The sequence below is a fragment of the Brevundimonas sp. genome, assembly GCF_036399195.1.
Classification (GTDB): Bacteria; Pseudomonadota; Alphaproteobacteria; order Caulobacterales; family Caulobacteraceae; genus Brevundimonas.
Genome location: NZ_DASWNO010000071.1, coordinates 1 through 2,107 on the forward strand (window position 1 = coordinate 1; position 2,107 = coordinate 2,107).

The 2,107-nt window shown below is 69.7% G+C and carries 2 protein-coding genes; one reads left to right on the plus strand and one right to left on the minus strand.

The window, feature by feature from the left end; genetic code table 11:
* Positions 1-473, minus strand: a 473-nt coding sequence (locus VGB60_RS03505; protein WP_331036895.1) for a kinase/pyrophosphorylase, incomplete at its 3' end; no start/stop codon positions are given.
* 487 nt (positions 474-960) lie between these two features.
* On the opposite strand from VGB60_RS03505, the gene hemE reads away from it, so the two are divergent.
* On the plus strand, positions 961-2,043 hold the full coding sequence (gene hemE, locus VGB60_RS03510; RefSeq protein ID WP_331036896.1) for a uroporphyrinogen decarboxylase: 1,083 nt from the start codon (positions 961-963) through the stop codon (positions 2,041-2,043).
* The last annotated feature ends 64 nt before the right edge of the window (positions 2,044-2,107 follow it).

A 2,107-nucleotide genomic window follows, 5' to 3' on the forward strand; every position in this document is an offset into this window, starting at 1 on the left:
GCGCTCTCCAGCTGCGCCGTCGTGCCCTGGCCGTCGTCATGGGCCATGGCGAAGTCTAGGGCGGCGATGCGGTTGAAATAGTCGGTGTCCAGCGCGTGCTGCGCGCCCACCCGGGTCGACAGCGCCGCGCCCAGATAGCGGGAAAGCGCCCCGACCAGCGGGTCGAGCGCCGCGATCTGGGGCATGTCCAACTCGCGGCAGCCTGCCTCCAGCTGTTCGCGCAGATCGCGGTCGACCAGGGTGTGCAGCACCACGCCGGGGGAGGCGGCGATCTCCTCCAGCACCCGTTCCATCTGCTTCTCGGAGCGGACGAGGGCGTAGATGTGCTCGATGGGAATGACGCCGTCGAACCGGGCCACCACCGCCTTGGCCATGGCGTTCAGCGTCTCGCCGGTCGAATCCGATACCAGATGGACGTGGAAATAGGTCGCCAGCCGGGCGGGACTGTTGGCTCGCGGGGCGCCCGGGCTCATCGGCGGCTGTCCATATCTTCGTATCTCCTGTGGACCGGGCGGGGCGCCGTCAGCCCGGACCTGCGGGTCTTTTCCTATAGCCGGGACGGAACCGGGCCGCGAGCGGGGACAGGGGTGGACGGCGACCCCCTCCCCAAGGCGGTTCGTCCCAAGGCGCCGGCGCCGGTTGGGACCGGCTGTGGAAAGACTTAACAAGACCTTAACGGCGCCCGGTCGGGCGCCGAAGCTTGCCGCCCGCCCGAGCCCGGCCTGCGGGCGTCTTCCTGGCTTATCCCCGCTTTCACCAGCGCTCCTGAAGCGTACATGTCCGCCGGCCGGATCTGCGGACAACCTGGTCGGACCGCCGCCGGACCGCCGGCTTATCCCCGTCATCCCCGGCCCTGCCTTCTTCCTCCATTCCTCAAGACTCTTTCTTTGAGAAGGATTGGAAGGGTGCGACACGGGCCGGGCTTGAGCATGGACCGGGCCGCCGGTAGGACCGGAGCAGATGAACGCCCAGACCCCCGCCCAGACCAGCGACTTGGCCGCCGCCCCCCTGTTGCTCAAGGTCCTGTCGGGCGAGACGACGGCGCGTCCGCCGGTGTGGTTCATGCGTCAGGCCGGGCGCTACTTGCCGGAATACCGGGCGCTCAGGGCGACGACGCCAGGGTTCATCGAGTTCTGCCACGATCCGGAGAAGGCGGCCGAGGCGACGCTGCAGCCGATGCGCCGGTTCGGCTTCGACGCCGCCATCGTCTTCGCCGACATCCTGTTGATTCCGCGGGCTCTGGGGCAGGACGTCTGGTTCGAAGCCGGCGAAGGCCCCCGGCTCGGGGCCATGCCGTCGGTCGAGAGCATGCGCGATCGGGCGGAAGGGGCCGGCGAGGCCCTGAAGTCGATCGGCCAGACCCTCTCCCTGGTCCGAGAGCAGCTGGACCCCGCCAAGGCCCTGATCGGCTTCGCGGGGGCGCCATGGACGGTCGCGACCTATATGTTGGACGGCGAGGCCCGGACCATCGGCAAGGGAGAGCGGGCGCTGGCCCGGACCTACGCCTACGCCGAGCCGGAGAAGGTCGAAGCCCTGCTCGAGGTGCTGGTCGAGGCCACGGCGCATTATCTGAAGATGCAGGCCGACGCCGGGGCGCAGGTGCTGAAGATCTTCGAAAGCTGGGCCGAGGGGCTGCCCGACGACCTGTTCGAACGGCTGGTGCTGGGGCCGCATCAGGCGCTGGTGCGGCGGGTGCGCGAACTGGGCGTCACCGTGCCCCTGATCGGCTTCCCGCGCGGCTCGGCGGCGCTGGCGGAGCGCTATGCCAGAGAGTGCGACGTGCAGGCCGTGGCTCTGGACACCGCCTGTCCGCTTGAGGTCGGCCGGCGGGTGCAGGCGATAAAGCCCATTCAGGGCGCGCTCGATCCCCTGTTGCTGCGCGCCGGCGGGCCGCTGCTGGATCGCCGGGTCGATCAACTGCTCGAGGCCTGGGGGCCAGAAGGCGGCGGGGGGCCGTGGATCTTCAACCTCGGCCACGGCATCCTGCCCGACGTGCCGATCGCCCATGTCGAACAGGTGCTGAAGCGGATCGGCGCGCAATGACGGCGCAGGGCAGCCAGCGCATCGCCGTCGTCTTGTTCAACCTCGGCGGGCCGGACGATCAGGC

Coding starts and splice junctions, on each gene's coding strand:
- hemE (WP_331036896.1), top strand. CDS start 961: ATGAACGCCCAGACCCCCGCCCAGACCAGCGACTTGGCCGCCGCCCCC.